Source organism: Cellulosimicrobium sp. E-16, assembly GCF_049913115.1.
Classification (GTDB): Bacteria; Actinomycetota; Actinomycetes; order Actinomycetales; family Cellulomonadaceae; genus Cellulosimicrobium.
In genome coordinates, this window is the sequence record NZ_CP183974.1 from 1,609,736 (window position 1) to 1,634,184 (window position 24,449).

Consider the following 24,449-nt stretch of genomic DNA (forward strand, 5'->3'; position numbering starts at 1 on the left):
GGTCCCATGCTCGGACGGAGCGAACGGGAGTCGGGCGCGCAGGCGCTGCTCGCGGCCACGGCGGCCGGCTGGGTCGAGGGCGACCCCGCCGAGGCGGACGCGCTGCTCGACCTCGGGTCGACGACGGCCACGCTGTCGACTGTCGCGAGCATCGACGGACTGTCCGCCGTCGTGCACCTGGGGCACCCGGCGCAGCCGTCGCACGAGCTGGAGCGGGCGCTGCTCGCCGCGCCGCCCACGCTCGTGCTCACGGGCGCGTCGGCCGTGCCGGCGCAGTGGGTCTGGGTCGGGCGCTCGGGCGCCGCGCGGGACCTGACGGGGCACGTCGTCGTGGACGAGGCGGGCATGCGCGACCGCCGCCACGTGCTGCGCACGATGGGCGTGAGCCCGTCCCTCGTCCCGACGCGGACGAGCCTGGAGGAGCGCATCGCGCTCGCCGGCCCCGACGGCAGCCTCGTCGTCGAGCGCTCCGTCGCCGCGGGACCGCTCGCCGCGCTCGGGTACGCCGAGCTCACCGGGAGCGAGGTCCTCGGCGACGGCGCGCCCGTCTGGTACGGCCTCCTGGAGAGCCGGGACGCCGTGCCGCGAGCCGAGGGCGTCGCCCAGGTCTGGCTCGCGTTCGGGCCGCGGGACGACCACCGCGGCTCGCTCCAGGAGACGCTCGCGCTCGTCGCCCAGGCAGGCATCGACCTCCAGCACCTGCGCAGCCACCGCTCCGAGGCCGGGCCCCACATCTTCTTCTGCGCGTTCTCCTGCCCCGACGCGGGGACGCTCGACGCTCTCCTCGGGGGCTTCGCGGAGCGGGGCGTCGCGCACCGCCTGCTGGCCGTCCTGCCCGGACAGGAGTTCGTGCCCGGCCCGGACGCGCTCGCCCCGCGCTGGGCGTCGGCGCCGGACCCCGTGCGCGCGTGAGCGTCGTCGGCTACCTCGGCCCGGAGGGGTCGTTCACGCACCAGGCGGCGGCCGGGTGGTGCGCCGACCACGCGGACGGCCAGGCCGACCGGTCCGCGCGCCTCGCCGCGTGCACGACGGTGGCGGACGTGTTCGCCGGGGTCGCCGCCGGAGAGCTCGCGCGCGGCGTCGTCGCGATCGAGAACACGGTCGAGGGCTACGTGGTGCCGTCGCTCGACGCGATCGTCGGGAGCGCGACGGTCGTCGCGGTGGACGAGGTCGTGCTCGACATCTCGTTCGACGCGTTCGTGCGGCCCGGCCACGGTGAGCTGACAGAGGTCACCGCCCACCCGCACGGCCTCGCGCAGTGCCAGGAGTTCGTCCGCCGGAGCGGGCTCGCCCCGCTCGCCGCGTCGTCGAACGCGGCGGCGTGCCGGGACGCCGGTCCGCACCAGGTGGCGCTGGGGCCGACGATCTGCGGCGAGCTCTACGGCCTCGACACGTTCGAGCGCGCTGTCGAGGACTTCGCCGGCGCCCGGACCCGGTTCCTCGTCCTCGCGCCGCGGGCAGAGGCGACGGCGGCCCTGGAGGCGGCGCGCGCCCAAGGCGACGGCCCGTGGCGCACGATGCTCGCGGTGACCCCCGTCGTCACCGGGCCGGGCGTGCTCGCCCGCATCACCCGGTCCTTCGGCGAGCGCGGCGTCAACCTGTCGAGCCTCATCACGCGCCCGCTCAAGGCGGTGGCCGGCACCTACGTGTTCGTCCTGACCGTCGACGGCGCCCCGTGGGACGCCCCGGTCCGCGCCGTGCTCGACGACCTGGTCCGGGCGGGCGACTCGCTCAAGGCCCTCGGGGTCGTGCCCGCGCGCGGCGAGCTGGACGAGTCGGTGCACGCCGACGTGGACGTCGCGCACGTCCCGGTCGGCAGCGTCGACTCCTCGGCGGACCCGGCCGCGCTCGCGGCGGGGCTGCTGTGGTGACGGCCGACGCCGGCCCCGAGAGGCCGGGGCTGCGGGTCGGGGTCGTCGGGCTCGGGCTGGTCGGCGGCTCGGTCGCGCGGCTCCTGCACGAGCAGGGCGTCGAGGTGACCGCGCACGACGCGACCGCCTCCACGCGCGCCGCCGCACGCGCCGCGGGCCTGCAGGTCGTCGGCGACGTGGCCGACGTGTGCGCGGCCGAGCCCGACGTCCTCGTGCTCGCCGTCCCGCTGCGGGCCATGCGGGCGGTCGCGACCGACGTCGCACGGCACGTGCGCGGCGCGACCGTCGTCACCGACGTCGGCAGCGTGAAGGGCGCGGTGCGCGACGCCGTCCGGTCGGCGGGTCTCGACGCGCGCTACGTCGGGGCGCACCCCATGGCCGGAACCGAGCACTCGGGGTTCGAGGCGTCCGACCCGCGGATGCTCGACGGCGCCCGATGGGCGGTCACGCTCGACGGGACGACGCGCCGCGAGGCGTTCGCCACGGTGCTGCGGCTCGTGACGGGTCCGCTCGGCGGGACGGTCCACGTGCTCACCGACGACGTCCACGACGAGTCGACGGCGCTCGTCAGCCACGTCCCGCACGTGCTCGCCACCGAGCTCCTCGGCGTCGTCGCGGACGCTCCGGTGCGCGACGTCGCGCGCGGGCTGGCGGCGGGCAGCTTCCGGGACGCGACGCGGGTGGGGCGCACCGACCCCCGGCGCACCGAGGCGATGGTCACCGACAACGCCGCCTGGGTGGCGTCCGCGCTGCGCGTGGTCGTGCGCGACCTCGAGCAGCTCGTCGCGGCTCTCGAGTCGAACGCGCCCGTGGGGGAGTTCTTCGACCGGCCCGACCCGGTCCGCGTCCCCGCCGCGGAGGCGGGGACCGGTGAGCGGCTGCGCGTGGTCCTCGACGACGCGGGGGAGTGGCGCGCGGCGCTCACCGCGGCGGGGGCCCGTGGGGCCGTCGTCGTGGCCGTCGAGGACGACGCGGTCGTCGTCGCCTGAGGCAGGCCCGGCCGCCGGGTCAGGCGGGCCGACGTGGCGGGCGCGGCGGGACGGGCTTGCCCGCCACGATCGCGTCGAGCGGGACGACGACGAGGGGCGGGACGGCGTCGTGCACGCCGTGACCGCGGTGCGGCGGGGCGGCGCTCCCGCCCGCGTCCTCGCGCAGGACGAGCTCGGTCGCGGTCGTCCGCACGACGACGCCGATGACGTCGGTGAGGGGCTTGCCCGCGGCGGCCGCCTCGTCCTCGGTGAGGCGACGGCGGACGACCACCCGGGTGCCCGGGGCCCACGCGGTCCAGGGCGCGTCGGGCACGGCAGGCGCTCCTCGGGTCTGTGACGTTCGTCCACGGGCTGGTCAGGAAGGGTCGGGCATGGCCCGACCTGAGCGATACTAGTCCTGCGTCTCCCTGTCGTGACCTCGCCCCTCGCCGGGCCGGGGTCCGGACGAATCCAGAAAGGTACTCGGTCGTGACTTACGTGATCGCTCAGCCGTGCGTGGACGTCAAGGACAAGGCGTGCATCGAGGAGTGTCCTGTCGACTGCATCTACGAGGGCAAGCGGTCGCTCTACATCCACCCCGACGAGTGCGTCGACTGCGGTGCGTGCGAGCCGGTCTGCCCGGTCGAGGCCATCTACTACGAGGACGACGTCCCGACGGAGTGGAGCGACTACTACCGCGCGAACGTCGAGTTCTTCGACGACCTCGGATCGCCGGGCGGCGCCGCGAAGATGGGTCTCATCGAGAAGGACGACCCGATGATCGCCGCCCTGCCGCCGCAGGCCTGAGCACCCGGCACCGCCGCACGTGGGACTCGCCGACCTCTCCGGTCTCGCCTATCCCTGGGACACGCTGACCCCGTACGCGGAGCGCGCCCGCGCGCACCCGCGGGGCGTCGTCGACCTCTCGATCGGCACGCCCGTCGACCCGACGCCGGACGTCGTGCGCGACGCGCTCGCCGCGGCGTCCGACGCGCACGGCTACCCGACGACGCACGGCACCCCGGCGCTGCGCGAGGCCGTCTCGGCCTGGTTCGCCCGCCGTCGCGGCGTCCTCGGCCTCGACCCCGGCGCGGTGCTGCCCACCGTCGGGAGCAAGGAGCTCGTCGGGCTGCTGCCCGCGCTCCTGCGCCTCGGGCCCGGGGACGTCGTCGTGCACCCCCGCACGGCCTACCCCACGTACGACGTCGGCGCGCGCCTCGCCGGCGCGACGCCGCTCGCGACCGACGACGTCGACGAGTGGGCCGGGCGCACCGACGTGCGCCTCGTCTGGGTCAACTCCCCGAGCAACCCGACCGGCCGGGTGCTCGACGCAGCCCACCTCGCGCGCGTCGTCTCCGCGGCGCGCGAGATCGGCGCGGTCGTCGCGAGCGACGAGTGCTACGCGGAGCTCGCGTGGGCCGAGCCCTACGCGTCGCAGGGCGTGCCGAGCCTGCTCGACCCGGCCGTCTCCGGCGGGTCGCCCGACGGGCTCCTCGTCACCTACTCGCTCTCGAAGCAGTCGAGCATGGCCGGCTACCGGGCCGCGTTCGTCGCCGGAGACCCGGCTCTCGTCGCGGACCTGCTCGCGACGCGCAAGCACCTCGGCATGATCGTGCCCGCGCCCGTCCAGGCGGCGATGGTCGCCGCCCTCTCCGACGACGCGCACGTCGCCGCGCAGCGCGACGTCTACGCGCGCCGGCGCGAGGTGCTCGTCGCGGCGCTCGGCGACGCCGGGCTCCAGGTCGACCACTCCGAGGCGGGCCTCTACCTGTGGTCACGACCGGCGGGGGACGACGGCGGCGACTGCTGGCGGACCGTGTCCGACCTCGCCGACCTCGGCATACTGGTAGGGCCCGGGGCGTTCTACGGACCGGAGGGCGCGGGGCACGTGCGGGTCGCGCTCACCGCGACCGACGAGCGCGTCCACGAGGCCGCGGCTCGACTCTCCGGAGCCTGATCGCTGACGTGACCTGCCTCACAGAGGTGTGGTGTTCTCGTGACGGTTCAGGATTGGTCACGTGCGGGTGAAGCGGGGTACGGTCGACCGCGCGGCAACGGCGCGAGCAGCAGCAGGAAGGGAACCATGACCACCACTCAGCAGGCGAAGGTCCGCCTCCTCGTCGACGACCAGGCGCAGGACCTGCCCGTGGTCGCGGCGACCGACGGCAACGACGGCATCGTCGTGTCCTCCTTGCTCAAGTCGACCGGGCTCGTGACCGTCGACCCGGGCTTCATGAACACGGCGTCGTGCGAGTCGAGCATCACCTACATCGACGGTGACGCCGGCATCCTGCGGTACCGCGGGTACCCCATCGAGCAGCTCGCGGAGCAGTCGAGCTTCCTCGAGGTCGCGTACCTCCTCATCCACGGCGAGCTCCCGGACACCCCGACGCTCGAGGCCTTCGTCGAGCGCGTCAACCGCCACACGCTGGTGCACGAGGACTTCCGGACGTTCATGGGGACGTTCCCGCGGGGCGCCCACCCGATGGCCGTGCTCTCGTCCGCGATCAACGCGCTGTCGACGTTCTACCCCGAGTCGCTCGACCCGTTCGACGACGAGACCGTCGAGCTCGCGACGGTCCTGCTCCTCGCGAAGACGCGCACCATCACGTCCTACCTGCACCGCCGCCGCGTCGGCGAGCCGCTGCTGTACCCCGACTACTCGCGCGGCTACGTCGACGACTTCCTGCGCATGACGTTCGCGACGCCGTACCAGCAGTACGAGGCCGACCCGGTCGTCGTCGACGCGCTCGACAAGCTGCTCATCCTGCACGCCGACCACGAGCAGAACTGCTCGACGTCGACCGTGCGCGTCGTCGGCTCGTCGCACGCCAACCTCTACGCCTCCGTCGCGGCGGGCGTCAACGCGCTCTCCGGCCCGCTGCACGGTGGCGCCAACGAGTCCGTCCTGACGATGCTCGACAAGATCGCGGGCGCCGAGTACGACGTCGACACCTTCATGAAGAAGGTGAAGAACAAGGAGGACGGCGTCCGCCTCATGGGCTTCGGCCACCGGGTCTACAAGAACTACGACCCGCGCGCGGCCATCGTCAAGAAGTCCGCCGACGCCGTGCTCTCGACCCTCGGCAAGAAGGACCAGCTCCTCGACATCGCCATGGGCCTCGAGGAGATCGCGCTCAACGACGACTACTTCATCGAGCGCAAGCTCTACCCGAACGTCGACTTCTACACGGGCCTCATCTACAAGGCCATGGGCTTCTCGCCCGCGATGTTCACGCCGCTCTTCGCGCTCGGCCGCATGCCGGGCTGGATCGCGCAGTGGCGCGAGATGATGAAGGACCCGCAGACCAAGATCGGCCGCCCGCGCCAGGTCTACGTCGGCGAGACCGAGCGCGACTACGTCCCGGTCTCCGACCGCTGACACCCGCTTCCCGGACGCCGCGTCGCTCACCCCACGGTGAGCGGCGCGGCGTCCGTCGTTCTGGCACGCGTGCACGACGAGGGCGACGACGGCGGTGACCGGCGCTCTTCAGGCCGTCGTCAGGACTCGTCCGGGACGGCGACGTGGACGCGGAGCAGGCCCGGGTCGAGCGGGGCGAGCTCGTCGGGGTCGAGCGGGCTCCACGTCGAGTCCTCGCGGGACCAGCGGCGGTCGCCCACCTCGACGGCGACGACGTTCGTCGCGTCGGCGGTGGCGGCGGCCCACTGGGCGACGGCCCACGCGGCACGGTCGGGGCCGCCGTCCTCGCCCGCGGCGGCCAGGCCCGAGGCGTCGACCTGCACGGTGCCCCCGTCCCCGCCGTCGAACGGGGACACCTGGGCCCCGTCGCCGAGGTCGCGGGCCAGGCGGTCTCGGAACGGCTGCGCGGGGTCGCCGTCGGCGGGGACCTCGGTCGCGGCGACGGGGGCGAGGTCGCACGTCAGCGAGGCGGGGGACCAGCCCGTGAGCGCGGACGCCCAGGCACGGGACCGGGGCTCGTGCTGCGCGTACGCGTCGGGGAACGCCGAGCGCTGGACGGTCTGCGCCGCGACGGTGACCTCCATGCCCTCGTAGCCCTCGACGGTCTCGAGCACGTCGTAGAACGCGTTGGCTGAGTACACGGGGTCCATGATCTGCTCGACGCTGCCCCAGCCCTGGGACGGGCGCTGCTGGAACAGGCCGACGGAGTCGCGGTCGCCGTAGTCGATGTTGACGAGCCGGGACTCCTGGAGCGCGGTCGCGAGCCCGATCGTCGCGGCGCGGGCGGGCAGTCCGCGGCGCACGGCCGTGCCCGCGACGAGCGCCGCGTTGTCCGCCTGGGTGACGGACAGGTACCAGGTGCGGCCGTCGGCGGTCGCGGCGCACCGCTCGGCGACGGGCGTCTCGTCGTCGAGCCGGTTGAGCGCGACGACGACGCCGCCCACCCCGACCGCGGCCACCGTGAGGAGGGTGACGACGGTGCGGAGCGGGCGGCGCCGGGGGCGCGCACGACCGACGTCCGGCAGGTCCCGGGGACGGGAGGCTCGGCTCGTGGTCATGCGGGACGCCGTCGTGCTCGTCGGTGGTGGGTCAGTTCGCGTGCAGCGCGGCGTTGAGCTCGACGCCGGCGCCGGTGCGGGACACGGCCTCGACGCCGCCGGTGAGCGAGTTGCGCCGGAACAGGATGCCGGAGCGGCCGGAGAGCTCCCGCGCCTTGACGACGAGGGGCTCGCCCGCGGCGTCCGTCTGACCGACGACGGTCACCTTGGTCCCCGCGGTGACGTAGAGGCCGGACTCGACGACGCAGTCGTCGCCCAGGGGGATGCCGAGGCCCGCGTTGGCGCCGAGGAGCGAGCGCTGACCGACGGAGATGACCTCGCGGCCGCCGCCGGAGAGGGTGCCCATGATCGACGCGCCCCCTCCGACGTCCGAGCCGTCGCCGACGACGACGCCCGCGGAGATGCGGCCCTCCACCATCGACGTGCCGAGCGTGCCGGCGTTGAAGTTGACGAAGCCCTCGTGCATGACGGTCGTGCCCGGCGCGAGGTGGGCCCCGAGCCGCACCCGGTCGGCGTCGGCGACGCGGACGCCCGCGGGGACGACGTAGTCGACCATGCGCGGGAACTTGTCCACGCCGTACACCGTCACGGTCTGCCCGGTCGCGCGCAGGCGCAGGCGCGTCTCCTCGAAGCCGTCGACCGCGCACGCGCCGTGGTTGGTCCAGACGACGTTCGTGAGCACGCCGAAGAGCCCGTCGAGGTTCTGCCCGTGCGGCGCGACGAGGCGGTGGGAGAGCAGGTGGAGGCGCAGGTACGCGTCGGCGGCGTCGGCGGGGGAGGCGTCGAGGTCGATCTCGGTCCGGACCACGACGACGTCCACGCCGCGCAGCTCGTCGCGCTCGGCGAGCGCGTCGAGCGAGGCCGGGACGGTCGTGTCCGCCGGCGCGGCGCCGAGCGCCGGGGCCGGGTACCAGACGTCGAGGGTCGTGCCGTCGTCGGTGACGGTCGCCAGGCCGTAGCCCCACGCCGTACGCGGCTCGGACGCGGCCGCCGAGGGGGCGGTCGCGGGGGTCGCAGAAGTCATGCGCCCCACCCTATCCGCCGCCGGTAGGGTGCTGGCGTGACCTCTCCCACCGCTGCCGCCCCACCCGTGCTCGACCTCCGCGGCGATCTCGTCGCCCTCTTCCGCGCGGTGTGCGACACGCCGTCGGTGAGCGGCGACGAGCGGGCGCTGGCGGACGCGGTCGAGAAGGCGCTCCGGGCGTGCCGGCACCTGGAGGTCGTGCGCGACGGCGACACGGTCGTCGCGCGCACGACGCTCGGCCGGGAGCGGCGCGTCGTGGTCGCGGGCCACCTGGACACGGTGCCGCTCACGGACCCGCCGAACCTGCCCACGCGCGTCGTGGGGGAGGGGGCGCACGCCGAGGTCTGGGGCCGTGGGACGGTCGACATGAAGGGCGGCGTCGCGGTCGCGCTCGCGCTCGCGGCCGAGCTCGACGCCCCCGCGCAGGACGTGACCTGGGTGTTCTACGACAACGAGGAGGTCGCGTCCGACCTCAACGGGCTCGGGCGCCTCGCGCGCAACCGTCCCGACCTGCTCGCGGCCGACTTCGCGGTCCTCGGCGAGCCGACGTCTGCCGGTCTCGAAGGCGGGTGCAACGGCACGCTGCGGGTCGACGTGCACGTCCCCGGGGTCGCGGCGCACTCCGCGCGCTCCTGGACGGGGGCCAACGCGATCCACGCGGCGCACGAGGTGCTCGACCGGCTGGCGGCGTACGCGCCGCAGGAGGTCGACGTCGACGGCCTCATGTACCGGGAGGGCATGAACGCCGTCGGGATCCGCGGCGGGATCGCGGGCAACGTCGTCCCGGACGAGTGCGTGGTCACGGTGAACTTCCGGTTCGCGCCGTCGCGCACCGTGGCCGAGGCCGAGCAGCACGTGCGCGAGCTGTTCGCGGGCTTCGAGGTCGTGCTCACCGACGCCGCGCCCGGCGCCCGCCCCGGTCTCGACGACCCGCTCGCTGCGGACTTCGCGGCCGCGGTGCTGGGTGTGACGGGCGGCGCGCCGGCGCCGAAGTACGGCTGGACCGACGTCGCGCGCTTCGCCGAGCTGGGCGTCCCGGCGGTCAACTTCGGCCCGGGGGACCCGCTCCTCGCGCACAAGGACGACGAGCGCTGCCCGGTCGGCGAGCTCGCGCTGTGCCGCGACGCGCTCCGTGCGTGGCTGACGGCCACCCCCGCGGCATAGGCTCGTGACCATGAGCGACACGGTGCGTGAGCAGGGTTCTGACGACGGGCTGCCGCAGGCGGGTTCGGGGTACCGCAAGGGTCCGGTGCTGCTGCGCGGGGACCAGATCCCGCGCCAGACGACGGACCAGCGCCTCCTCGACACCGGGGGCAGCGCAGACTGGGTCCACTCGGACCCGTGGCGCGTGATGCGCATCCAGAGCGAGTTCGTCGAGGGTTTCGGCGCTCTCGCCGAGGTCGGCCCGGCCGTCTCGGTGTTCGGGTCCGCCCGCACCAAGCCGGACCACCCGGACTACGCGCTCGCCGAGGAGGTCGGGCGCCGCCTGGTCGACGAGGGCTTCGCGGTCATCACGGGCGGCGGCCCCGGCATCATGGAGGCCGCGAACAAGGGCGCCTCGGAGGCCGGCGGGCTCTCGGTCGGGCTCGGCATCGAGCTCCCGTTCGAGCAGGGCATGAACCGGTACGTGAACCTGGGCGTGAACTTCCGGTACTTCTTCGCCCGCAAGACGATGTTCGTCAAGTACGCCCAGGGCTTCGTCGTCCTGCCGGGTGGGTTCGGCACGTTCGACGAGCTGTTCGAGGCGCTCACGCTCGTGCAGACCCACAAGATCACCGAGTTCCCCGTCGCGCTCGTCGGGACCGACTACTGGAGCGGGCTGCTCGAGTGGGCCCGCACGGCGGTCGCGGGACGCGGCATGATCAGCGCGCACGACCTCGACCTCGTCCACCTGTGCGACGACCCTGCCGAGGCCGTCGAGTACGTGTGCGACCGCGGCGCCGAGCTGCGCGCGGAGGAGCTCGAGGCGACCGAGGAGCTCGCGCGGGCGCAGGCCGGCGACGCGAGCTGAGGGCTGCGGCGCGATGACCTCACCCGGCCCCGCCGCGCCCGGGGAGCCGTCGGACGGGCACCCCGACGACGCACCCGAACCGCTGCCTCCCCTCGGCGTCCCACCTCGCGGCACGTCGCTCGTGCTGCGCGGGCGGGTCCTCGAACGGCCCGCGGTGATGGCGATCGTCAACCGCACCGACGACTCGTTCTACGCGGGCGCGCGCCAGCTCGACGACCGGGACGCGCTTGCCGCGGTCGAGCGCGCGGTCGTCCAGGGCGCCGAGATCGTCGACGTGGGGGGAGTGCGGGCCGGTGTCGGTCCCGTGGTGACGCCCGCCGAGGAGGTCCGTCGCGTCGTGCCCTTCGTGGCGCGGGTGCGCGCGGAGTTCCCCGACCTGCTCGTGAGCGTCGACACGTGGCGGGCCGAGGTGGCGCACGAGGCGGCGCTCGCGGGCGCCGACCTCATCAACGACACGTGGGCAGGTCACGACCCGCGACTGGTCGAGGTCGCGGGCGAGCACGGCGTCGGGGTCGTGTGCTCGCACACGGGGGGCGCGACGCCCCGTACCGACCCGTTCCGCGTCGCGTACCCCGCCCGGCCCGGTGCCGCGGACCCGCGCGACGGCGTCGTCCAGGACGTGGTGGCGACCCTCCGGGCGGCGGCCGAGCGCGCAGTCGCGTGCGGCGTACCGCGGGCGTCGGTCCTCGTCGACCCCACGCACGACTTCGGCAAGAACACGTGGCACTCCCTGCACCTCCTGCGCCGGACCGAGGTCCTCGCAGGCCTCGGGTTCCCGCTCCTCATGGCGCTGTCCCGCAAGGACTTCGTGGGCGAGACGCTCGACCTGCCTGCCGACGAGCGGCTGGAGGGCACCCTCGCCGCGACGGCCGTCGCCGCCTGGCTCGGCGCACGCGTCTTCCGCGCGCACGACGTCGCGGCGACCCGGCGCGTCCTGGACCTCGTCGCCGCGGTGCGCGACGAGACCCCTCCGGCGGCCGCCCTGCGGGGCCTCGCGTGACCACGCGGCGCGCCGCGGCGGGGCCGCGCGAGAGTCCGCGGCCGCTGCGTCCGACCTCCTGGCCGTGGTGGGCGCAGGTCCTCGCGGTGTACGGCCTGGCCCGCGCGGTGAGCGCGGTGATCCTCCTCGTCGTCGCGAGGTCCCAGGAGGCGAACCCCTGGACGGACGCCGCGCCGTCGTACCTGCCGTACGTGGCGCGCATGTGGGACGCGAGCTGGTACGAGCAGATCTACGCGTCCGGCTACCCGGACACGCTCCCCGTGGGTCCCGACGGCGCCGTCGAGCAGAACGTCTGGGCGTTCTTCCCGCTCTTCCCGGCGCTCGTCCGTGCTCTCGACGCCGTCACCGGTCTGGGGTGGGACGTGCTCGCGCCCACGGTCGCGCTCGCGTGCGGCGCCGGCGCCGTCCTCGTGATCCACCGGCTGGTCGCGACGGCGGGCGCCGCGGCCGTCGAGCGCCGGCCGGGCCTGCCGCTGGCGACGGTCCTGCTCGTGAGCGTCTTCCCGTCCAGCCCCGTCCTCCAGGTCGCGTACACGGAGTCCCTCGCGCTCCTCCTCGTGGCGTCCGCGCTCCTGCTGCTGGCGCGGCGACGCTACGGGTGGGCGGCGCTCGTGGTCGTCCTCCTCGGATTCTCTCGCGCCGTCGCGCTGCCGATGGCGGCGGTCGTCCTGTGGCACGGGCTCGTCCGGTGGCGCCGGGGCGACCTGCGCGGGCCCGACGCCGCGCGGGTGGGCGGTCTCCTCGCCGTCTCCCTGGCGAGCGGGTTCGTGTGGCCGTGGGCGTGCAGCGTCGTCACGGGCGTGCACCAGGGGTACTTCCGCACGCAGGAGGCGTGGCGCGGGGGCGCGGAGGTCGTGCCGGTCGCCCCGTGGGTCGACGTGTCGCGGTGGCTGATGGGCGACGCCGGCCCGTGGGTCCTCGCGCTCGTGCTGCTCGCGACGGCCGCCCTCGTGCTCAACCCCGTCACGGCGCGGCTCGGCCCGGAGATGCACGCGTGGTCCGGCGCGTACCTCGCCTACCTGGTCGCGGCGATCCAGCCGGGCACGTCGCTCGTGCGGTTCCTGCTGCTCGCCTTCCCGCTCGCCGCGGTGACCGTCGGGTGGACGCGGTCTCGTCTGTGGCTGGCCGCCGTGACCGTCGCCGGCGTCGTGGGTCAGGTGTGGTGGGTGTGGTCGCTGTGGCGGCTCGTCCCACCGTCCGGCTGGCCGCCGTGACCCGGACGCCCGGGATGTCGGCACGGGTGAACTAGACTGTCCTCGGGCGTCGTCCGAGGTCGGACGCCCCTCCTCGCGCGTGCGGGGTGGACTCGGGACAACGGAAATGGAGTGCCATCGATGGCTGCGATGAAGCCGCGGACGGGTGACGGGCCGCTGGAGGTCACCAAGGAAGGGCGAGGCATCGTCATGCGGGTCCCGCTCGAAGGTGGCGGACGTCTGGTGGTCGAGCTCAACGCGACCGAGGCCAGCGAGCTGGGTGAGGCGCTCCAGGCCGTGGTGGGCTGATTGCCCGCACGTGAGCGCCGGGCCTCCGGTCTCCCCGGGCTGCCGCGCACGCTGCCCGAGGTGGTCGGTGCCCGGGGCGCTCTGAGCGACGCGGCACTCCTCGACGACGCGCAGGTCGACGCGGTCGTCGTGGCCGTCGCGCCCCCGCGCGAGGCCGAGGACGGCGTGCAGCCGCGTGCCGGAACCGTCGACGCGACGGTGCGGTACGGCGTCGACCTCGCAGAGCTCGCCGAGCGTGCGGGCGGGCGGAGCTTCCGTGGTGCGTCCGGAGAGGTCGTGCGCGTCGACCTGCCGCGCGCGCACGCCGGTTCCGAGACCCGGCTCCCGTGGGCGGGCCTGCCCCCGCGGATCCTGCTGCTCGGGGTCGGTGCCGGGACGGCGTCGGACCTCCGGCGCGCCGGTGCGGCCCTGGCCCGGGCGTCGCGCGGCCTGGAGCGTGTCGTCAGCGCCGCCACCGCCGACGCCGGTCCCGACGGGGTCCGCGCGTTCGTCGAGGGCTACCTGCTCGCCGCGTACGCTCAGCCCCGGCAGAGCGGGTCCTCGCCGTCCGCGGCCGAGTCGGCCGCGGAGCAGCTCGTCCTGCTCACGCCCGAGGACCGGCCCGACGCCGCGACGCCGATCGAGGCCGCGCAGCGCGCCGCGTCGGCGACCTGGCTGGTCCGCGACCTCGCCAACGTCCCGTCCGACGTCAAGGACCCGGCCTGGTTCGCCGACCGCGCAGCGGAGCTGGCCGACGCGCTCGGGCTCGACTCGACCGTCCGTGGTCCCGCCGAGCTGGGTGCGGAGGGCTTCGGGGCGATCCTGGCCGTGGGTGCGGGCTCGGCACGACCACCGCGCCTCGTGACCGTCACCTACGACCCGGCGGACCACGGAGTCCTCCCTGCGGGCGCCGACGTCCGGCACGTCGTCGTCGTCGGCAAGGGCATCACGTACGACACCGGCGGGCTCTCCATCAAGCCGCGCGAGGCGATGGTGCCGATGAAGACCGACATGGCGGGCGCGGCCGTCGCGCTCGCGGTCGTGCTCGGCGCTGCCCGCGCACGCTCCGACCGCCGGGTCACCGCCGTGCTCCCGCTGGCCGAGAACCACGTGGGCGCCGCCTCGTACCGCCCGGGGGACGTGCTGCGCACCTGGTCGGGCCGGACGGTCGAGGTGGCGAACACCGACGCGGAGGGCCGCCTCGTCCTTGCCGACGCCATCGCGTACGCCGTCGCCGAGCTCGCACCCGACGTGCTCGTCGACGTCGCGACCCTCACCGGCGCGGCGAGCCTCGGCCTGGGCCGCGGGCACGGCGCGCTGTTCGCGACGGACGACGCCGTCGCCGACGCGCTGGAGGGTGCCGCGCTCTCCACCGGCGAGCGGGTGTGGCGCATGCCGCTCGTCGAGGACTACGCGGGCGCGCTGCGCTCCGACGTCGCCGACCTCCGGCACGTGCCCGTCGAGAGCCCGGGTGGCGGGTCGATCACGGCCGCGTTGTTCCTGCGAGAGTTCGTCGGGGACGTGCCCTGGGCGCACCTCGACGTCGCCGGCCCCGCGCGAGCGACCGCCGACCGGCACGAGGTCGTCGCCGGGGCCACGGGGTACGGTGCGCGGCTCCTGCTCGAGGCGCTCGACCGGCTCTGACCGTCGAGTCCCCTCACCCGACGGAACGTCTCAGCGGCGCACGGCGAGCAGCAGGCCGTCGCCGCTCGGGAGCAGCGCGGGCAGCACGCGCTCGTCCGACCGCAGCGACCGGCCGACCTCGCGGACGATCGTCGTCACCTCGTCGCGCCGCGCCGGGTCGGCGACCCGGTCGTGCGACAGTGCGCCGTCGACCGCGAGCACGCCGCCCGGGCGCAGCAGTCGCAGGCCCTGCTCGACGTACTCGGGGTAGCTGTGCTTGTCCGCGCCGACGAGGACGAGGTCGTAGGCGCCGTCGGTGAGCCGGGGGAGGACCTCGCTCGCGCGACCCGGGATGGTGCGGGTCCGCGCCGAGGGCACGCCCTCCTCCGCGAAGGCCTCCTTGGCCGCGCGCTGGTGCTCGACCTCGACGTCGATCGTCGTCAGCACGCCGTCGGCCGGCATGCCGCGCAGGAGCCAGAGCGACGCCACGCCCGTGCCGGTGCCGATCTCGACCACTGCGCGGGCGGCCAGCGACGCCGCGAGCACCTGGAGCACCGCCCCCACGCCGGGGAGCACCGTCGGGCAGCCGAGCTCGGCGGCCCGGTCGCGCGCACGCAGGAGGACCTCGTCCTCGGGGACGAACTCCTCGCTGTACACCCAGCTCGCCGCCTTCGCGCTGCGGTGGGTGCCGACGTCGCTGGTGATCGGTGCCTCCTGTGGTCCGTCGTCCGCGCGTGCTGCCCGGGGAGGGTTCCCCTGGCGGGTGCGCTGTCTCGGATCGTACCCGCCCCCTCCCACGGCGGCCCGCTCCCGCGCCGCACGTGTGTGCACGGGCCGTGGACGTCGCGCGCACGTCCCGCGCGAGAGGGGGAACACCGGGAGGGTGCCGGGCGTTCTTCTGGGACGATGGACGACGTGGACGACGCACGACCAGGGACGAGCACGCACGGGACGCACGACGGGAGCGCGTGGGTGCCGCCGTCGTGGGACGAGATCGTCCGCGAGCACTCCGCACGCGTGTACCGGCTCGCGTACCGCCTGACCGGGAACCGGCACGACGCCGAGGACCTCACGCAGGAGACGTTCGTCCGGGTGTTCCGCTCGCTCTCGAGCTACACCCCCGGCACGTTCGAGGGCTGGCTGCACCGCATCACGACGAACCTCTTCCTCGACCAGGTCCGGCGCAAGCAGCGCATCCGCATGGAGGCCATGGGCGACGACGACGGGCAGTACCCGGCCCGTTCGGAGGCCCAGCCGGAGCGCGGCTTCGAGCACGCCAACCTCGACCACGACGTCCAGCGCGCGCTCGACGCGCTCTCGCCCGAGTACCGGGCCGCCGTCGTGCTGTGCGACATCGAGGGCCTGTCCTACGAGGAGATCGCCGTGACGCTGGGGATCAAGCTCGGCACGGTCCGCTCCCGCATCCACCGCGCGCGGTCCCAGCTCCGCGCCGCGCTGCCCCACCGTGACCCCGCGGACCGCCCGGCGTCGGACGACGTCCCGACGCCCGTGGCCGCCCGGGGGGTGGCGTGACGCACCTCGGCTCCCGCCTCTCCGCTCTCGTCGACGGGCAGCTCACGCCCGCCGAGGCGGAGCGTGCCCTCGAGCACGTGGCGTGCTGCCCGCGGTGCGCGGCCGAGCTGTCGGCGGCGCGCGCCGCCCGGCGGGCCCTGAGCAGCGCCGGCCCGGTCGAGCCCGCGCCCGACCTCGCGGCGCGCCTGCTCGCCCTGTCGGCCCAGATCCCCCCGACCGACGGCGACCCGCTCCGCTCGGCGCCCGTGACGGGCGACCCCTGGGCGCAGCCGGTCCCCCTTCCGCGCGGTGCGTGGAGCGGGGAGGTGCGCCGGGGAGCGGTGCGTCGCCGGGTCGTCGGTCTCGTCGTCGGGGGCGTCGGCGTCGCGGCGGTCGGCCTCTTCGCGCTGGGGGAGAGCCCGCTCGTCACCCCCGAGCTCCACCGCAGCGACCCGCTCAGCGTGCTGGCGCAGGCCGCGCCCCGGGCCACCGGGGCGCTCGTCGTGGGAGGGGTGCGCACCGCGGACCAGGCCGAGGGTGCGGGTGCCGCTCCCGACGGCACCGCGGCGCTCGCGGCGCTCGACGCCCAGGGCTGGACCTGCCCCACGGCGCTCCCGGAGGGCTTCAGCGTGGTCGACGTCCGGGACGACGCCGCGCGCGGCGTCGTCGAGATCGACCTCGAGGCGCCGGGCGGCGAGGCCGTGGTCCGCGAGCAGTCGGGTCTCCTGGACACTGCCGCGCTCGCCGGCGGGGAGACGTGGGACGTCGGCGGCCGCCGGGTGCACGTGCTGTCCGAGGAGCCGTGGCACGTCGTCTGGCAGTCCGGCGACACGGTGATCGACGTCGTCGCCGACACCGAGCAGGAGACGGTCGCCGCCCTCGTGGCGGCCTTCCCGGCACGTGACTACGATGCCGGGGTCCCGGCGCGCATCTCCCGGGGCTGGACGACCATGACAGGAGCGCTCGGCACCTCATGACCGACCCCCAGACCGGCCCACAGTCCGGCCCGGAGCACGCCGGGGCGCCCGACGCCGCACGGAACCCGTTCGCACCGCCCTCCGCGTACCGCAGCGTCCCGCCCGTCCCGCCCTCGGCGCCTGTCGGCCCCGGCCCGGTCCCGCCCCCGCCGACCCTCCCGCCCTCGAGCGCGGCTTCGCAGCCGTCGCCGGTCCCCGCCCCGGCCGCGGTACCGTCCGGCGCGCCGGGCCCCGCAGACCCGTGGCAGACCCTGCGCTCGTTCGGCGAGCCCGAGCCGCCGTCGGCGCCGACGCGACCCGGCGGGTCGGTCGACCCGACGCTCGTCGGGGTCCCGCGCGGTGCTGCCGGCCCGCCGTCCGGGCGCGGGCTGCGTCCCGCCGTGGTGGCGGGAGTCGCCGTGCTCGCCCTCGTCGCGGGCGCGCTCGGCGGCGTCGCGGCCGACCGGCTCCTCGGGCAGGACTCGCCCGGCCCGTACACGTCGGCCCTGCCGCCCGCCAGCGTCGAGCCGGGCGCGGACCGCCCCGCGGGCTCGGTGGCGGACATCGCCGGCACGGTGCTGCCGAGCGTCGTCTCGCTCCAGGTCCGCGGGACCGACGGCGTCGCCACGGGGTCCGGCTTCGTCCTCCGCGAGGACGGGTACATCCTCACGAACAACCACGTGGTCGCGTCGGCCGCCGAGGGCGGGGACGTCGTCGTGCTGTTCTCCGACGGGCACGAGAGCCCGGCCGAGCTGGTCGGGCGGACCGTCGACTACGACCTCGCGGTGGTCAAGGTCGAGGACACGGGGCTCACACCGCTCGCGCTCGGCGACTCCGACGACGTCGTCGTCGGGGACCCCGTGGTCGCCGTCGGGGCCCCGCTGGGCCTCAACGGGACCGTCACCACGGGCATCATCAGCGCGCTCAACCGGCCGGTCCAGGCCGGCGCCGCGGCCGAGACCGCGTTCATCAACGCGATCCAGACCGACGCGGCGATCAACCCCGGCAACTCCGGAGGCCCGCTCGTCAACGGGCGGGGCGAGGTCGTGGGGATCAACTCCGCCATCGCCCAGCCGCCCGGCAGCCAGTCGGCGACCGGGAGCATCGGGCTCGGCTTCGCCATCCCGTCCAACCAGGCGCGCCGGACCGCGGAGCAGCTCATCGCCGACGGCGTCGCGACGTACCCGGTGATCGGCGTGCTGCTCGACCAGGGGTACCAGGGCGAGGGTGTGCAGGTCTCGACGCAGGCCCAGGCCGGCAACCCCGCGGTGACGCCCGACGGACCGGCCGACGCCGCGGGGATCCGGCCCGGGGACGTGATCCTCTCCATCGACGACCGGCCCGTCACGGAGTCGGACGAGCTCATCGTCGCCATCCGGGCGAAGGCTCCAGGGGACGCCGTGACCCTGCGGGTCCGCACGGGCGACCGGGAGCGCGACGTCCGCGTCGTCCTCGACGAGGCCACGAGCGAGTAGTCTGTCGGCGTGTTCGGGATCAACGGAGCCGAGTTCGTCGTGCTCCTCGTCGTGGCGGTCGTCGTCATCGGTCCTGAGCGCCTGCCGCGCTACGCGGAGCAGCTCGGGTCGTTCGTCCGGTCCGCCCGGGGGTACCTGCGGGACGCCAAGGCGCGGGTCGACGCCGAGATCGGGGACGAGATCGGGGACGTCGACTGGTCGAAGCTCGACCCCCGCCAGTACGACCCGCGCCGGATCGTGCGCGAGGCGCTCCTCGACGACGAGCCACCACGCGAGCGGGTCGCCCCGCCGCCGCCCCCGGCGCCGTCCTCCGTGCCTCAGGGGGGCGCCGCGCCGTTCGACGACGAGGCCACCTGAGGCCTGCCCCGCTCCCTCCCGGAGCGGGAGGCGATTCGTTCCGGCGCGGCACCACCTGTCAGAATGGGGCAATGTCCATCGAGGCGACGCACACCGGTCCGGCACCGGTCCCGGAGACCGCGCAGGCGACCGGGAACCCGACGAGCACCAAGCCCCGGATCCTGTCCGGCATGCAGCCCACGGAGGACTCCCTCCAGCTCGGGAACTACATCGGTGCCCTGCGCCAGTGGGTCGCGCTCCAGGACTCCTACGACGCGCTGTACTGCGTCGTCGACCTCCACGCCCTGACGGTCAACCCCGACCCGGAGCGACTGCGCGAGCGGACACGCCGCACGGCGGCGCAGTACCTCGCCGGCGGTGTCGACCCGGAGCGGTCCGCACTGTTCGTGCAGTCGCACGTGCCGCAGCACGCGGAGCTCTCCTGGGTGCTGTCCTGCCAGACGGGCTTCGGCGAGGCCGGCCGCATGACCCAGTTCAAGGACAAGTCCGCGAAGCAGGGTGCCGACGGCACGACCGTGGGACTCTTCACCTACCCCGTCCTCATGGCGGCGGACATCCTGCTCTACGATGCGGCCCTCGTGCCGGTCGGGGAGGACCAGCGTCAGCACCTCGAGCTCACCCGTGACCTCGCGGAGCGCCTGAACGCCCGCTTCGGCGACGGGACCGCGGTCGTGCCCGAGGCCCACATCGTGCGCTCGGTCGCGAAGATCTACGACCTCCAGGAACCGACGGCGAAGATGAGCAAGTCGTCGTCGAACGGCAAGGGCGTCATCTGGCTCCTCGAGGACCCGAAGGTCGCCGCGAAGCGGATCCGGTCCGCCGCGACGGACTCGGGCACCGAGATCCGGTACGACCCGGTGGCCAAGCCCGGCGTGTCCAACCTCCTCACCATCTTCTCCGCGCTCACGGGGCGCGACGTCGAGGCGATCGCCGCCGAGTACGACGGCCAGGGTTACGGACGGCTCAAGGTCGACCTCGCGGACGTCGTGGTCGACGTCCTCGTGCCGTTCCAGGAGCGCGCCAACACCTACCTCGCCGACCCCGCAGAGCTCGACGCGGTGCTCGCGCGGGGCGCCCAGAAGGCGCGCGACATCGCGGCCGGCACGCTCGCGCGCATCTACGACCGCGTCGGCCTCCTGCCCGTCGGAGGGCCGACCGCGTGAACCTCCCGGAGCGTGGGCCGGACCAGGTGCGGATCGGCATCGCGATCGAGGTGCCCGAACCGTTCGCGACGCAGCTCCAGGACGCGCGCGCACGGTTCGGCGACCCGCTCGCACGGTCGATCCCGCCCCACGTCACGCTCCTCGGGCCGACGGTGCTCGACCCGGCCGAGCTCGACGCGGCACGGTCGCACCTCGCCGCGGTCGCCACCACCGCCGCACCGTTCCGGGTCCACCTGCGTGGCTCCGCCACGTTCCGCCCGATCTCCCCCGTGGTCTTCATCCAGGTGGTCGAGGGCATCGCCGAGTGCGAGCACCTCGAGAGCACCATCCGTACCGGTCCGCTCGCCCAGGACCTCCGGTTCAACTACCACCCGCACGTGACCGTCGCGCACGAGGTGCCGGACGCCGCGCTCGACGCCGCGTTCGACGAGATGGCGACCTACGAGGCGCGGTTCGAGGTCGCCGGGTTCTCCCTCTACGAGCACGGCGACGACGGCGTGTGGCGCCCGGAGCAGGTCTTCCCGCTCACCGCGGATGCCGGGACCGCGACCGCCTCGTAAGGTTCGGGGCGTGACGCCGCCCCCCTCCGCCGCCCCCAGCGTCGTCCGGCGCACGAGGGAGCGCGTCGAGGTGCTCGTCGAGTGGTGGAAGGACAGCCGCGCAGGGCGCGCGACCTACCGCTACCTCTACGCCCGCGGCGCGCTGCTGTGCGGCGGCATCGCCTACTCCGCCCTGTTCTCCCTCTTCGCCGCGCTGACGATCGGCTACACGGTCTTCATGCGGGTCCTCGGCGGCAGCCAGGAGCTCATGGACGCCGTCTTCGGCGAGATCAACGAGCTCGTCCCCGGCCTCATCGCGGTCGACGGGACGCCGGGCGTGATCGATCCCGATCTCCTGCTCCTCGACGCCGGGCTCAGCGTCACGAGCATCGTGGCCGGAGTCGTGCTGCTCTTCTCCGTCGTCTCCTTCATGTACCACCTGCGCGGCGCCGTCCGGACGATGTTCGGCGTCAGCGACGTCGGCCAGAGCCCCGTGCTCGCCCGGGCGCGTGCCCTCCTCGGGTTCTTCCTCCTGGCGCTCAGCATGCTCGTCTCCGCTGTCGCCAGCATCGCCGTCTCCACGATCGGCTACAAGGTGCTGGAGGCGCTCGGGATCTCGGGCGGGCCCGCGATCCTCGTGACGGGGGCCGGACTGGTGGTGAGCATCCTGCTCGACGCCCTGGTCGTCGTCGTGGTGGTCACGCTGCTGGCCGGTGTCCACGTCCGCCGCCGCGACCTCCTCGTCGGGTCGCTCACCGCCGCGGTCGCGTTCGGGGTGCTCCGCTACCTCGGGTCGTCGTTCGTCGCGGGCAGCGCCAGCAGGAACGCGCTCCTCGCGTCCTTCGCCGTCCTCGTCACGCTCCTCGTCCTCGTGAACTTCACCGCGCGCATCCTCCTCGCGGTGTGCGCCTGGATGGCGAACCCGCCCCGCCCGCCCGACCCGGAGCCCGACGGACCCCGGCACGCTCGTGACGGCCGCCCCGAGCTCCCGGTCGTCGACGGCACCCCCACGACCGACGCGCGGCACGTGCGCGCCGCGCGGCACGCGGCGACCGAGGACGCCGCGCGCTCGGCGGTCGTGCTCGTCTCGGTGGAGGAACGACTCCGTGCCGGCCAGGGGTCCGGCAGGCCCTGGAGCCCGATCGTGCGCGGCGTCCGCCGCGCCCGCCTCCCGCGCGGCACGTAGCAACCGGCCACCAGGCACAGCCACTCAGGCGGGGAACCCCGCCGCCACCGGCCATCCCGACCCGACCATGCGGACCGTGCCCCCGTGCACGACGGAGGGCGCCGACCATGCTGGTCGGCGCCCTCCGTGCGGGACGTGCGAGAGATCTCAGAAGGCGCGCGTGATCATCGCGCGCTTGACCTCCTGGATGGCCTTCGTGACCTCGATGCCGCGGGGGCAGGCCTCGGTGCAGTTGAAGGTCGTGCGGCAGCGCCACACGCCCTCCTTGTCGTTGAGGATCTCGAGGCGCTGCGTGGCACCCTCGTCGCGGCTGTCGAAGATGAACCGGTGCGCGTTGACGATGGCGGCGGGGCCGAAGTACTGGCCGTCGGTCCAGAACACGGGGCACGACGACGTGCACGCGGCGCACAGGATGCACTTGGTCGTGTCGTCGAAGCGCTCACGCTGCGCGGCGGACTGGATGCGCTCCTTGCTGGGCTCGTTCCCGGACGTGATGAGGAACGGCATGATCTCGCGGTAGGACGCGAAGAACGGCTCCATGTCCACGACGAGGTCCTTGACCACGGGCAGGCCCTTGATGGGCTCGACCGTGATGGGCTTGTCGGGGTTGACGTCCTTGAGCAGCGTCTTGCACGCGAGGCGGTTGCGGCCGTTGATGCGCATCGCGTCGGAGCCGCACACGCCGTGCGCGCACGAGCGACGGAACGTGAGCGAGCCGTCGTTCTCCCACTTGATCTTGTGCAGGGCGTCGAGCACGCGGTCGGTGCCGTGGGCCAGGACGGTGAACTCGTCCCAGTACGCGTCCTCGCCGTGCTCCGACTCGGGGAGGTAGCGCCTGATGCGGAGGGTGACCTCGAACGAGGGGATCTCGCCGGCCTTGGCCTCGGTGGCGGGGCTCTCGAGTGTGGCAGTCATCAGTACTTCCGCTCCATGGGCTCGTACCGGGTCTGGGTGACGGGCTTGGAGCCCAGGGCGACCTTGTAGCCGTCGAACGCCTCGACGTGGTCGAAGTAGCCGGCGACGTGACCGTCGGCGACGTCGCTGGCCGACGTGGGGCGGCGGTACGCCATCGTGTGCAGCATGTAGTTGGCGTCGTCGCGGTCCGGGAAGTCCTCGCGGTAGTGACCACCGCGCGACTCCTTGCGGTTGATCGCCGCGACGACCGTGACCTCGGCGATGTCGAGGAGGAAGCCGAGCTCGATGGCCTCGAGCAGGTCGGTGTTGAACATCCGGCCCTTGTCCTGGACCGAGACGTTCTTGTACCGCTTCTGCAGGTCGCGGATGTCCGCGAGGGCCTGGTTGAGCGACTCGCCGGTGCGGAACACCTGGGCGTTGGCGTCCATGGTCTCCTGGAGCGCCTTGCGCACGTCGGCGACGCGCTCGCCGTCGGGCCGGTTCCGCATCTCCTCGAGCTGCGCGACGACGGCCGCGGCGGGGTTCTCCGGGAGCTCGCTGTACGAGGCCGTCGCGGCGTACGCGGCGGCGGTGCGGCCCGCGCGCTTGCCGAAGACGTTGATGTCGAGCAGCGAGTTGGTGCCGAGGCGGTTGGAGCCGTGGACGCTGACGCACGCGACCTCGCCGGCGGCGTAGAGGCCCTTGACGACGTTGTGGCTGTCGCGCAGGACCTCGGCCTCGACGTTGGTCGGGATGCCGCCCATCGCGTAGTGCGCGGTGGGGTACACGGGCACCGGCTCGGTGTACGGCTCGATGCCCAGGTAGGTCCGGGCGAACTCGGTGATGTCCGGGAGCTTTGCGTCGATGTGCGCGGGCTCGAGGTGCGTGAGGTCGAGCAGGACGTAGTCCTTGTTCGGCCCGGCGCCGCGGCCCTCCCGGACCTCGTTCGCCATCGACCGGGCGACGATGTCGCGCGGGGCGAGGTCCTTGATCGTCGGGGCGTAGCGCTCCATGAACCGCTCGCCGTCGGCGTTGCGGAGGATGCCGCCCTCGCCGCGCGCGGCCTCGGACAGGAGGATGCCGAGGCCGGCGAGGCCGGTCGGGTGGAACTGGAAGAACTCCATGTCCTCCAGGGGCAGGCCGCGGCGGTACGCGAGAGCCATGCCGTCGCCCGTGAGCGTGTGCGCGTTCGACGTCGTCTTGAAGATCTTGCCCGCGCCGCCGGTGGCGAAGATGATCGCCTTCGCCTGGAACACGTGGATCTCGCCGGTCGCGAGGTCGTAGGCGACGACACCGGTCGCGGTGACCGGCTCGCCGTCGGGGATCTCGCCCGTCGACAGGTCGTGGTCCGTGATGAGGTCGAGGACGTAGAACTCGTTGAAGAACTCGACGTCCTGCTTGACGCACTGCTGGTAGAGCGTCTGGAGGATCATGTGGCCGGTGCGGTCCGCGGCGTAGCACGAGCGGCGCACCGCGGCCTCGCCGTGGTTGCGGGTGTGCCCGCCGAACCGGCGCTGGTCGATACGACCCTCGGGCGTGCGGTTGAACGGCAGGCCCATGCGCTCGAGGTCGAGGACCGCGTCGATGGCCTCCTTGGCCATGATCTCCGCGGCGTCCTGGTCGACGAGGTAGTCGCCGCCCTTGACCGTGTCGAACGTGTGCCACTCCCAGTTGTCCTCCTCCACGTTCGCGAGGGCGGCGCACATGCCACCCTGCGCGGCGCCCGTGTGCGAGCGCGTGGGGTACAGCTTGGAGATGACGGCCGTGCGGACCTTGCCGGACGACTCCAGCGCCGCGCGCATCCCGGCGCCGCCTGCGCCGACGATGACGACGTCGTACTGATGGGTTTGCATCGGGGTCGATGCCTCCTGGGAGAGAGCCGGGTGGAGCGTGAAGACGGGGGCGAGTTG

The 24,449-nt window shown here is 74.3% G+C and carries 25 protein-coding genes; 19 read left to right on the forward strand and 6 right to left on the reverse strand.

Annotation, left to right across the window (positions count from 1 at the left end; genetic code table 11):
• Positions 1–6: 6 nt before the first annotated feature.
• From ACN9MS_RS07010 to ACN9MS_RS07020, 3 genes are read left to right on the forward strand one after another with little or no spacing between them, the layout of a single operon-like run.
• Entirely contained in the window at positions 7–912 is a 906-nt protein-coding gene (locus ACN9MS_RS07010; RefSeq protein WP_426311294.1) for a hypothetical protein, read from the forward strand.
• A complete protein-coding gene (locus ACN9MS_RS07015) occupies positions 909–1,871 on the forward strand; it encodes a prephenate dehydratase (protein ID WP_426311295.1) in 963 nt (320 codons plus the stop codon). The genes ACN9MS_RS07010 and ACN9MS_RS07015 overlap by 4 nt, the downstream gene beginning before the upstream one ends.
• A complete protein-coding gene (locus ACN9MS_RS07020; protein WP_426311296.1) occupies positions 1,868–2,860 on the forward strand; it encodes a prephenate dehydrogenase in 993 nt (330 codons plus the stop codon). The genes ACN9MS_RS07015 and ACN9MS_RS07020 overlap by 4 nt, the downstream gene beginning before the upstream one ends.
• A 19-nt stretch (positions 2,861–2,879) precedes the next feature.
• Here ACN9MS_RS07020 and ACN9MS_RS07025 read toward each other — a convergent pair whose 3' ends face one another.
• Positions 2,880–3,173, reverse strand: a complete 294-nt coding sequence (locus ACN9MS_RS07025) for a hypothetical protein (RefSeq protein ID WP_426311297.1) — start codon at positions 3,171–3,173, stop codon at positions 2,880–2,882.
• 155 nt (positions 3,174–3,328) lie between these two features.
• Here ACN9MS_RS07025 and fdxA point away from each other — a divergent pair, with 155 nt between their 5' ends.
• From fdxA to ACN9MS_RS07040, 3 genes are all read left to right on the forward strand, one after another.
• Complete coding sequence (fdxA, locus tag ACN9MS_RS07030) at positions 3,329–3,646, forward strand: ferredoxin (protein WP_024841122.1); 318 nt, start codon at positions 3,329–3,331, stop codon at positions 3,644–3,646.
• Between the two features lie 19 nt (positions 3,647–3,665).
• The gene (gene dapC / locus ACN9MS_RS07035) at positions 3,666–4,796 is read left to right on the forward strand and encodes a succinyldiaminopimelate transaminase (RefSeq protein WP_426311298.1); all 1,131 of its coding nucleotides are present in this window, start codon (positions 3,666–3,668) and stop codon (positions 4,794–4,796) included.
• Between the two features lie 126 nt (positions 4,797–4,922).
• Positions 4,923–6,221 (forward strand): citrate synthase, encoded by a 1,299-nt coding sequence (locus tag ACN9MS_RS07040; RefSeq protein ID WP_378234102.1) that lies wholly within the window; start codon positions 4,923–4,925, stop codon positions 6,219–6,221.
• A 119-nt stretch (positions 6,222–6,340) separates the two neighbouring features.
• Here the strand turns inward: ACN9MS_RS07040 and ACN9MS_RS07045 are convergent, their stop codons facing one another.
• Together ACN9MS_RS07045 and dapD are read right to left on the reverse strand one after the other, a co-directional pair.
• Positions 6,341–7,318, reverse strand: coding sequence for a hypothetical protein (locus ACN9MS_RS07045; protein ID WP_426311299.1), 978 nt, complete (start codon positions 7,316–7,318; stop codon positions 6,341–6,343).
• A 31-nt stretch (positions 7,319–7,349) separates the two neighbouring features.
• Complete coding sequence (dapD, locus tag ACN9MS_RS07050) at positions 7,350–8,342, reverse strand: 2,3,4,5-tetrahydropyridine-2,6-dicarboxylate N-succinyltransferase (protein ID WP_426311300.1); 993 nt, start codon at positions 8,340–8,342, stop codon at positions 7,350–7,352.
• A 36-nt stretch (positions 8,343–8,378) separates the two neighbouring features.
• Between dapD and dapE the strand changes: the two genes are divergently transcribed.
• From dapE to ACN9MS_RS07080, 6 genes are all read left to right on the forward strand, one after another.
• The gene (dapE, locus tag ACN9MS_RS07055) at positions 8,379–9,506 is read left to right on the forward strand and encodes a succinyl-diaminopimelate desuccinylase (RefSeq protein WP_426311301.1); all 1,128 of its coding nucleotides are present in this window, start codon (positions 8,379–8,381) and stop codon (positions 9,504–9,506) included.
• 10 nt (positions 9,507–9,516) lie between these two features.
• The gene (locus ACN9MS_RS07060; RefSeq protein ID WP_378234096.1) at positions 9,517–10,353 is read left to right on the forward strand and encodes a TIGR00730 family Rossman fold protein; all 837 of its coding nucleotides are present in this window, start codon (positions 9,517–9,519) and stop codon (positions 10,351–10,353) included.
• A gap of 13 nt (positions 10,354–10,366) precedes the next feature.
• Complete coding sequence (gene folP, locus ACN9MS_RS07065; RefSeq protein ID WP_426311302.1) at positions 10,367–11,353, forward strand: dihydropteroate synthase; 987 nt, start codon at positions 10,367–10,369, stop codon at positions 11,351–11,353.
• Positions 11,350–12,567, forward strand: coding sequence for a hypothetical protein (locus ACN9MS_RS07070; protein ID WP_426311303.1), 1,218 nt, complete (start codon positions 11,350–11,352; stop codon positions 12,565–12,567). Before folP ends, ACN9MS_RS07070 begins: the two co-directional genes overlap by 4 nt.
• A 120-nt stretch (positions 12,568–12,687) precedes the next feature.
• A complete protein-coding gene (locus tag ACN9MS_RS07075; RefSeq protein WP_064506638.1) occupies positions 12,688–12,855 on the forward strand; it encodes a DUF3117 domain-containing protein in 168 nt (55 codons plus the stop codon).
• A gap of 60 nt (positions 12,856–12,915) precedes the next feature.
• Positions 12,916–14,478, forward strand: coding sequence for a leucyl aminopeptidase family protein (locus ACN9MS_RS07080; protein ID WP_426311304.1), 1,563 nt, complete (start codon positions 12,916–12,918; stop codon positions 14,476–14,478).
• A 30-nt stretch (positions 14,479–14,508) separates the two neighbouring features.
• Here the strand turns inward: ACN9MS_RS07080 and ACN9MS_RS07085 are convergent, their stop codons facing one another.
• Positions 14,509–15,114: an O-methyltransferase gene (locus ACN9MS_RS07085; RefSeq protein ID WP_269430019.1), complete on the reverse strand. Its 606-nt coding sequence runs from the start codon at positions 15,112–15,114 to the stop codon at positions 14,509–14,511.
• Between the two features lie 249 nt (positions 15,115–15,363).
• On the opposite strand from ACN9MS_RS07085, the gene sigE reads away from it, so the two are divergent.
• The 7 genes from sigE (at position 15,364) to ACN9MS_RS07120 (ending at position 21,645) form a co-directional block, all read left to right on the forward strand.
• A complete protein-coding gene (sigE, locus tag ACN9MS_RS07090) occupies positions 15,364–15,990 on the forward strand; it encodes an RNA polymerase sigma factor SigE (RefSeq protein ID WP_378234090.1) in 627 nt (208 codons plus the stop codon).
• Positions 15,987–16,946: a zf-HC2 domain-containing protein gene (locus ACN9MS_RS07095; protein WP_426311305.1), complete on the forward strand. Its 960-nt coding sequence runs from the start codon at positions 15,987–15,989 to the stop codon at positions 16,944–16,946. The genes sigE and ACN9MS_RS07095 overlap by 4 nt, the downstream gene beginning before the upstream one ends.
• The gene (locus ACN9MS_RS07100) at positions 16,943–18,400 is read left to right on the forward strand and encodes a trypsin-like peptidase domain-containing protein (RefSeq protein WP_426311306.1); all 1,458 of its coding nucleotides are present in this window, start codon (positions 16,943–16,945) and stop codon (positions 18,398–18,400) included. Before ACN9MS_RS07095 ends, ACN9MS_RS07100 begins: the two co-directional genes overlap by 4 nt.
• 9 nt (positions 18,401–18,409) lie before the next feature.
• Positions 18,410–18,757 (forward strand): twin-arginine translocase TatA/TatE family subunit, encoded by a 348-nt coding sequence (locus ACN9MS_RS07105; RefSeq protein WP_426311307.1) that lies wholly within the window; start codon positions 18,410–18,412, stop codon positions 18,755–18,757.
• 170 nt (positions 18,758–18,927) lie between these two features.
• The gene (trpS, locus tag ACN9MS_RS07110; RefSeq protein ID WP_426311849.1) at positions 18,928–19,920 is read left to right on the forward strand and encodes a tryptophan--tRNA ligase; all 993 of its coding nucleotides are present in this window, start codon (positions 18,928–18,930) and stop codon (positions 19,918–19,920) included.
• Complete coding sequence (locus tag ACN9MS_RS07115; protein ID WP_426311308.1) at positions 19,917–20,480, forward strand: 2'-5' RNA ligase family protein; 564 nt, start codon at positions 19,917–19,919, stop codon at positions 20,478–20,480. The genes trpS and ACN9MS_RS07115 overlap by 4 nt, the downstream gene beginning before the upstream one ends.
• Before the next feature lie 10 nt (positions 20,481–20,490).
• Positions 20,491–21,645, forward strand: a complete 1,155-nt coding sequence (locus ACN9MS_RS07120; RefSeq protein ID WP_426311309.1) for a YihY/virulence factor BrkB family protein — start codon at positions 20,491–20,493, stop codon at positions 21,643–21,645.
• A gap of 147 nt (positions 21,646–21,792) precedes the next feature.
• Here ACN9MS_RS07120 and ACN9MS_RS07125 read toward each other — a convergent pair whose 3' ends face one another.
• Positions 21,793–22,560, reverse strand: a complete 768-nt coding sequence (locus ACN9MS_RS07125) for a succinate dehydrogenase iron-sulfur subunit (protein WP_426311310.1) — start codon at positions 22,558–22,560, stop codon at positions 21,793–21,795.
• On the reverse strand, positions 22,560–24,392 hold the full coding sequence (gene sdhA, locus ACN9MS_RS07130) for a succinate dehydrogenase flavoprotein subunit (protein WP_426311311.1): 1,833 nt from the start codon (positions 24,390–24,392) through the stop codon (positions 22,560–22,562). The genes ACN9MS_RS07125 and sdhA overlap by 1 nt, the downstream gene beginning before the upstream one ends.
• Between the last annotated feature and the right edge of the window lie 57 nt (positions 24,393–24,449).

Bases quoted from the DNA above. Each gene is read 5' to 3' on its own strand.
- ACN9MS_RS07010 (WP_426311294.1), top strand. From the start codon at position 7: ATGCTCGGACGGAGCGAACGGGAGTCGGGCGCGCAGGCGCTGCTCGCG.
- ACN9MS_RS07040 (WP_378234102.1), top strand. From the start codon at position 4,923: ATGACCACCACTCAGCAGGCGAAGGTCCGCCTCCTCGTCGACGACCAG.
- ACN9MS_RS07045 (WP_426311299.1), bottom strand. From the start codon at position 7,318: ATGACCACGAGCCGAGCCTCCCGTCCCCGGGACCTGCCGGACGTCGGT.
- dapD (WP_426311300.1), bottom strand. From the start codon at position 8,342: ATGACTTCTGCGACCCCCGCGACCGCCCCCTCGGCGGCCGCGTCCGAG.
- ACN9MS_RS07060 (WP_378234096.1), top strand. From the start codon at position 9,517: ATGAGCGACACGGTGCGTGAGCAGGGTTCTGACGACGGGCTGCCGCAG.
- folP (WP_426311302.1), top strand. From the start codon at position 10,367: ATGACCTCACCCGGCCCCGCCGCGCCCGGGGAGCCGTCGGACGGGCAC.
- ACN9MS_RS07075 (WP_064506638.1), top strand. From the start codon at position 12,688: ATGGCTGCGATGAAGCCGCGGACGGGTGACGGGCCGCTGGAGGTCACC.
- sigE (WP_378234090.1), top strand. From the start codon at position 15,364: ATGGACGACGTGGACGACGCACGACCAGGGACGAGCACGCACGGGACG.
- ACN9MS_RS07100 (WP_426311306.1), top strand. From the start codon at position 16,943: ATGACCGACCCCCAGACCGGCCCACAGTCCGGCCCGGAGCACGCCGGG.
- trpS (WP_426311849.1), top strand. From the start codon at position 18,928: ATGCAGCCCACGGAGGACTCCCTCCAGCTCGGGAACTACATCGGTGCC.
- ACN9MS_RS07125 (WP_426311310.1), bottom strand. From the start codon at position 22,560: ATGACTGCCACACTCGAGAGCCCCGCCACCGAGGCCAAGGCCGGCGAG.
- sdhA (WP_426311311.1), bottom strand. From the start codon at position 24,392: ATGCAAACCCATCAGTACGACGTCGTCATCGTCGGCGCAGGCGGCGCC.